The 6,371-nt window shown below is 36.4% G+C and carries 7 protein-coding genes; 5 read left to right on the top strand and 2 right to left on the bottom strand.

The window, feature by feature from the left end; all coding sequences use genetic code 11:
• Positions 1–187 precede the first annotated feature (187 nt).
• Entirely contained in the window at positions 188–601 is a 414-nt protein-coding gene (locus BUA71_RS16765; RefSeq protein ID WP_072881844.1) for a hypothetical protein, read from the bottom strand.
• Positions 602–812: 211 nt separating this feature from the next.
• On the opposite strand from BUA71_RS16765, the gene BUA71_RS16760 reads away from it, so the two are divergent.
• A complete protein-coding gene (locus BUA71_RS16760; protein WP_072881842.1) occupies positions 813–1,484 on the top strand; it encodes a TIGR02117 family protein in 672 nt (223 codons plus the stop codon).
• Positions 1,485–1,625: 141 nt separating this feature from the next.
• Here the strand turns inward: BUA71_RS16760 and rimO are convergent, their stop codons facing one another.
• A complete protein-coding gene (rimO, locus tag BUA71_RS16755; protein WP_072881841.1) occupies positions 1,626–2,975 on the bottom strand; it encodes a 30S ribosomal protein S12 methylthiotransferase RimO in 1,350 nt (449 codons plus the stop codon).
• A gap of 195 nt (positions 2,976–3,170) precedes the next feature.
• Between rimO and BUA71_RS16750 the strand changes: the two genes are divergently transcribed.
• From BUA71_RS16750 to BUA71_RS16735, 4 genes are all read left to right on the top strand, one after another.
• Positions 3,171–4,304, top strand: a complete 1,134-nt coding sequence (locus tag BUA71_RS16750) for a DmpA family aminopeptidase (RefSeq protein ID WP_072881839.1) — start codon at positions 3,171–3,173, stop codon at positions 4,302–4,304.
• A 29-nt stretch (positions 4,305–4,333) separates the two neighbouring features.
• On the top strand, positions 4,334–4,831 hold the full coding sequence (locus tag BUA71_RS16745) for a YkgJ family cysteine cluster protein (protein ID WP_072881838.1): 498 nt from the start codon (positions 4,334–4,336) through the stop codon (positions 4,829–4,831).
• A 355-nt stretch (positions 4,832–5,186) separates the two neighbouring features.
• Complete coding sequence (locus tag BUA71_RS16740) at positions 5,187–5,840, top strand: hypothetical protein (RefSeq protein WP_072881836.1); 654 nt, start codon at positions 5,187–5,189, stop codon at positions 5,838–5,840.
• 203 nt (positions 5,841–6,043) lie between these two features.
• Positions 6,044–6,268 carry a hypothetical protein gene (locus BUA71_RS16735; RefSeq protein ID WP_072881835.1) on the top strand — a complete coding sequence of 75 codons (225 nt, stop codon included), beginning with the start codon at positions 6,044–6,046 and terminating at the stop codon, positions 6,266–6,268.
• Positions 6,269–6,371: the final 103 nt, after the last annotated feature.

Here is a 6,371-nt window from a genome sequence, read left to right as displayed (position 1 = left end):
TCGAACAAAAACAACGAAATATCTTGAAAATAGCAAGAAAACTCGGATATGAACTTTCTGAAAAACAGTTGGTTACATAAATACGTCAATGATAGCGACGCAGGAGCGCGGCAATCTATCGTTTGTTGTTTGGGGTTTGTTGTTTGATTTGCTAATCATCACATTAGCATATTATCACATCAACACATTATACAACTGCCAAACTATTAAAATCGGCCAACGCAGTTCTCAACTTTTTAATCTTTGCTTTAGAATAATTATCCAATGCGACCATTGTTCCATTGGCAACTCCAGATTTAATAGTAAGATTTAACTCTGAAACATAGATGCTATCAACATCTTTCCAGAAATAAGTTTTAGTACTTTGTTGCCATTCGCTTATTTCAATTTTCTCATCATCCCATCGAATAAACTCTCGTGGCAGATCTTTTTTAAAATAAGCGTAACCGGCATAGATTAGCCCCAGTACAGTATAAGTATAGCTAAGAAAAGGATAAGCTTTTGCAACCAATAAAACAACTCCTAGAAACAACCAAACAACTCCTATAATATAAAAATAGTTTCTTCGGAAAAAAGTGACCTTTTTAGAAATTTGCGACATAAGTTTTCAAAATATTACGGGAAATATAGTAAATATTTTAAAATTTTAGAAGGATTTTCACCCCAGAAAGATGACGCCACTTCTTTTTTCTGTGGAGAATTCATAAGGCCATCTCATAAGTGCAGGGGTTCGTCGCGTTCTAAAATCCTGTCTGTCACGGTAAAAAAAGTCAGGTTTGTAAGGAAACATAAAATTTCAATAACTTAAACCTATGAAAAAAGGTTTACGCATTATCCTAAAATCACTTTTAATCCTGGTTGCACTACCAATTATTTACCTGGTTTTAGCAATTATAGGCTCACTAATTCCTGTAAACTCCAATTTAAAACCTACGGAATCTTATACGGAAATTTATCTCTATAAACAGGATATGCATACCGATATTTTGCTGCCGGTAAATTCTAAAATCATTTCCTGGGATACGATTTTTAAACCGGTACATACTTTATCGCAACCCCAAAACCCTAAATTTATCGGATTTGGTTGGGGCGACCTTCAATTTTACAGAAATACGCCGCAGTGGGAAGATTTAAAAGCAGACGTAGCATTTAAAACGCTTTTTCTAAAATCTCAAAGTGCGTTGCACACAAGGTTTTATGAAAAAGCACCGGTTTCAGAAAACCTGGTAAAAATTTCGGTTAACGAAAAGCAATATTCAAAGCTAAAGGATTATATTTTAGAAACATTAAGCGAGAAAAATTCTGAAGAAGTTCAGCCTATCCCAGATTTACATTACTACCGCAATGATGCATTTTATTCAGCCAGAACTTCTTTCAGCCTTTTTAAAACCTGCAATACCTGGGCGAATACCGCATTAAAATCCTCGGGACTTAAAGCTTGTCTTTGGACACCTTTTCCGCAGGGAATATTTTTACATTATTAAAACGAGAATAGAGAATAGAGAATAGAGAATAGAGAATAGAGAATAGAGAATAGAGAATAGAGAAAATTAGTTTTTCCCAAATCAATCTACAATCTACTTTATACAATATACAATTCACAATCAATCTACACTATACCTTTTCTAAAAGCTCTTCACTTTCAAATCTTTTCTCACCGGTTTGGGAGTTTCTTCCAGTGGCTCGGCATATAGATCGAAATCGGCAGCATCGGTAACTTTTACTTCATAGAATTCGCCGGTCTTGAGGTAACGCGAAGTGGCATCAATTAGCACTTCGTTATCTACATCGGGTGAATCAAATTCGGTTCTTCCAACAAAGTAGTTCCCTTCTTTCCTATCAATCACTACTTTAAAGATTTCTCCAATTTTCTGCTGGTTCAATTCCCAGGAAATCTGACTTTGGATTTCCATGATTTCGTTAGCACGCTCCTGTTTTACTTCTTGCGGCACATCATCTTTCAAATTAAAAGCGTGGGTATTTTCTTCATGAGAATAGGTAAAACAACCCAAACGCTCAAAACGCATCTCTTCTACCCATTCTTTCAACTCCTGAAATTGCGCTTCGGTCTCCCCGGGGTAGCCTACAATTAGCGTAGTCCTAATCGCCATTTCAGGTACTTTTTTACGAAAATCCTTCAGTAGTTTTGTGGTTTTCTCGTGGGTAGTACCACGGCGCATAGATTTTAGTAATTCCGTATTAATATGCTGCAACGGAATATCGATATAATTACAAACCTTAGGCTCACGGTTCATTACATCCAGCACATCCATTGGAAATCCGGTAGGGAAAGCATAATGCAAACGAATCCACTCTATTCCTTCAACTTTTGCCAGGTTTTCCAACAATTCAGCCAAATTCCGCTTTTTATAAAGATCAAGCCCGTAATAGGTGAGATCTTGCGCAATAAGTATTAGCTCTTTCACACCGTTTGCCGCCAGGCTTTTTGCTTCGCGCACCAGGTCTTCTATCGGTGTAGATTTATGACCACCACGCATAAGCGGAATAGCGCAAAAAGAACAAGGCCGGTCACAACCTTCGGCAATTTTTAAAAAAGCGTAATTTTTTGGAGTAGTCGTTAATCGTTCGCCCAGCAATTCGTGCTTATAATCGGCTTCTAGCGCTTTTAAAAGTCCGGGTAATTCTGTAGTGCCAAAATACTGATCGACATTCGGAATTTCTTTCTCAAGATCGGGTTTATAACGCTCACTTAAACAACCGGTAACAAAAACCTTATCGATCTCGCCCTGTTGTTTTTGGTCTACATACTCCAGAATGGTATTTACCGATTCTTCTTTCGCGTTATCGATAAATCCGCAGGTATTAATTACCACAATATTTCCATCCTGCTCATGTACTACCTCTTTTTTATTGGCTTTTAACTGCCCCATCAACACCTCACTGTCATACACATTCTTGCTGCAACCAAGTGTCACTACGTTTATACGATTCTTTTTTAACGTCTTTGTCCTCATACCATTCTATTTTAGACTACAGACCTCACAGATTTTTGAAACCTGTGAGGTCTCCCTAAGCTTATTCGCCTTCTTAAAAGCGGGTGCAAAGATACAACCTATAATTTGAACTACAACAAGTTAAGCTTTAATGCTCAATTTTTTTAAATGTAAGTTTCATCAATTTCGTACCTTCCGGGGCTCAACAGCATTTTTATGAAGCAAATAATACCACTTTTATTTTTTATCATATTCAGCTTAAGCAGCTTAAAAGCACAACAGCGGGTAGATGAACTTCCCTTGCAAATTGGCGTGATGCAAAAAGGCAAGCAAAATGCGATTACCGATGTACTGGGCGTAGAAGTTGGACATACCACATTAATAAGGGGAGATTCGGTAAGAACCGGGGTTACGGCAATTCTTCCACACGCCGGTAATATTTTTCAGGAGAAAGTTCCGGCAGCAGTTTTTGTGGGAAATGGCTTCGGTAAATTAGCTGGGAGTACTCAAATAACCGAACTCGGGAATTTGGAAACCCCGGTAATCCTTACCAATACTCTTAATGTAGCCACCGCCATGGATGCGGTAATAAAATATACGCTCAAGCTTCCCGGTAACGAAAATGTACGTTCGGTGAATGCGGTGGTGGGAGAAACCAATGACGGCTATTTGAATGACATTCGCGGACAACACGTTGAAAATAAAGACGTGATCGCAGCTATTAAAAATGCTTCCTCTGGAAAGGTTGCTGAAGGAAATGTGGGTGCCGGTACCGGCACCATTGCTTTTGGTTATAAAGGTGGGATAGGCACTTCTTCCCGAAAACTTCCGGAAGATCTTGGCGGATATACTCTGGGCGTTTTGGTACAAAGTAATTTTGGGGGGGTCTTACAAATCGCCGGAGTTCCCGTGGGACAAAAATTGGGAAATTATAGTTTTAGGGACAATTTACTGAATAATGTTGACGGTTCCTGTATGATGGTTGTCGCGACAGATGCTCCATTAGATAGTCGGAATTTGGAGCGTCTGGCGAAACGCGCTTTCCTGGGACTTGCTAAAACCGGTGGAATCGCTTCCAACGGCAGCGGCGATTATGTGATCGCGTTTTCCACTGCCAAAGAAATGCGTATTCCGTACAAAATCACTAAAAAACGTTTGCAGCAAGAATTAGTCCCCAATGACTTGATGTCTCCCCTATTTATGGCGACTATAGAAGCTACGGAAGAAGCCATTTTAAACTCGCTTTTTATGGCAGAAACTTGCACAGGATTTAAAAACCGGACTATTAAAGCCTTGCCAAAAGAGGAAGTATTAAGAATTTTAAGAGAACACAGCGCTTTAAAAAGATAAAACTAAGACAGAACCTAAATTGAGAAAACATGAAAGATTCATCAAATATTTGTTTGTCTTGTGGGCTTTGCTGTGACGGCACCTTGATTGGTTTCGTACAGCTCGAAAATGACGAGTTACCTCGAATGAAAGAGGTAATGGATATAATAGATGACAATGGTAACGGCTTTTTTCTTAATCCATGTAATAAGTATTGCGCTGGATGTACTATTTATTCCGAGAGACCGAAACAATGTGCCAGTTTTGAATGCAAACTTTTAAAAAATTTCGAACAAAAGGAGTTGAACTTTGATTCTGCTGTGGAGATTGTCAATGCGATTAAAGAAAAAAAGAGCGCCATAGAAAAAAAGGTGGCAAACCTGCAGCTTGAATTAAAGTCTCCATCATTTTATTTTAAAATGGTCGAATTGAAAAAGTGGCTACGGAAAAACAAGGAATCATCATTAACACAAGATCATTTAGCATTAATATTAGACCTTGAGCAACTTGATAGCCTCGTAGCCAGAAATATGGGGGTCTCATACTGAAATATTCAAGGCCAATAGCAGTTACTATTTTCTGCAAAGATGTCAATGAGTATAGCTCAATTCCTGAAGCATCAAAAATTATTGGAATAGCTTGTAAAATTTTAGATCATTGGAGTTTCTAATTCTGGAGATTAAATTAAATCAATCTACGAAGAAGCTAAATTTAGACCTTTCCATTTATTAATCAATGTTAAAAACCCTGTGTAAAAAAAGTATTCATTATACGGTATTCCGTAGTTTTAAACCATTAGATTACTTTATATTTGAGGGAACAGTTAGCTTATCCCAGTAAATCTCTATGGATGTGGGTGATTTATGCAGATGAACCAAATTATGTCCAATTAACCACCCAATTATGGAACTCACGAAAGACATTTTAGAAATTATTTATTTTTTGAGTACTCCTTTATTAGCTCTTTTTGCCTACAAGGCTTTGGGGCAAATAAAACAGACGAAAAACCAAATTGATGAATCACGAAAAAGTAGACAGCTTAGTTCAAAAAGAGAATCTTATAAACTTTCAGCCGAAAAATGTGATTATTTTTTAAATAACTTGATCCCAAAAATGAATTTAATATATAGAAAATTGGAAGAAGAAAATGTGAAGTTTTTTGAAGATTCAGAAGTTATAATTGCTAATAAACGTATTACAGTAAATCCTGATTTAAAGAAACCAGAAGATTTGCTGAAATTAATCGACGATGTACCTATTTTAGAATTATTCAATGCTTTAGAGAGTTTTGCTGTTTTCTTTGTGTCGGGCGTAGCAGATGAAAATATCGCTTTTTTAACAATAGGAAGGAGTTATTGCAGCACTGTAAAAACCTATCTTCCAATTCTCATTCCTCTTTCAGATAATAATAAACATTTCGCAAACACCTTAAACTTATTTATTATTTGGCACTCTCGTATTGAAAAAGAAAATCTTGAAAAGGAAAAGACAAAAATTGAAGAGAAATTAAAACAAAGTCAAACTGTAAATATTGATCCAATTGGCACAAAAGATTAACTAGGCCTAAAATTGGCTCATCGCAATTAACGGGTTTTGCCGAAGAAATGTAATTTTAAAACCAAGAAAGAAAAAAGCTAATCTAACAAGTCCGCGTCCCTACTCTACAACTTACGATATTTTAAATCGGCAACCGTTCAAAGAAGATCACTAAAAAATTTAATAAGCTTAAGAATTCTTATTTTTGTTATAAATGATAAAAGATGGATATTCAAACCGAAAAAAAAGAACTGGCGAAATTGTTATTAAACACCAATAATCTCAGAATCATTCAATCTATAAAAAGCATTTTTAAGAAAGAAGAATCGGACGACTTCTGGAATGAACTTACTTCTGAGCAAAAACAAGAGATTAAAACTGCTCAAAATCAAATAAAAAAAGGAGAATCTACCGACTACGAATCATATATAGGTAAGCATAATAAGTAAAGAACTCCTAAACTTTCTCAATTGGCCGAAAAATGATTTATAACAAGGATAAAACCATAGAAAATTTAATCCATCAAAAACACTAGACTTAATTGGCAAAAGC

It is taken from the genome of Salegentibacter echinorum, assembly GCF_900129445.1.
Classification (GTDB): Bacteria; Bacteroidota; Bacteroidia; order Flavobacteriales; family Flavobacteriaceae; genus Salegentibacter; species Salegentibacter echinorum.
This window is presented reverse-complemented; position numbering and strand designations above follow the sequence as displayed.

Excerpts from the sequence above, each read along its gene's own strand:
- BUA71_RS16760 (WP_072881842.1), top strand. The coding sequence starts at position 813 with ATGAAAAAAGGTTTACGCATTATCCTAAAATCACTTTTAATCCTGGTT.
- BUA71_RS16765 (WP_072881844.1), bottom strand. The coding sequence starts at position 601 with ATGTCGCAAATTTCTAAAAAGGTCACTTTTTTCCGAAGAAACTATTTT.
- BUA71_RS16740 (WP_072881836.1), top strand. The coding sequence starts at position 5,187 with ATGGAACTCACGAAAGACATTTTAGAAATTATTTATTTTTTGAGTACT.
- BUA71_RS16735 (WP_072881835.1), top strand. The coding sequence starts at position 6,044 with ATGGATATTCAAACCGAAAAAAAAGAACTGGCGAAATTGTTATTAAAC.
- rimO (WP_072881841.1), bottom strand. The coding sequence starts at position 2,975 with ATGAGGACAAAGACGTTAAAAAAGAATCGTATAAACGTAGTGACACTT.
- BUA71_RS16745 (WP_072881838.1), top strand. The coding sequence starts at position 4,334 with ATGAAAGATTCATCAAATATTTGTTTGTCTTGTGGGCTTTGCTGTGAC.
- BUA71_RS16750 (WP_072881839.1), top strand. The coding sequence starts at position 3,171 with ATGAAGCAAATAATACCACTTTTATTTTTTATCATATTCAGCTTAAGC.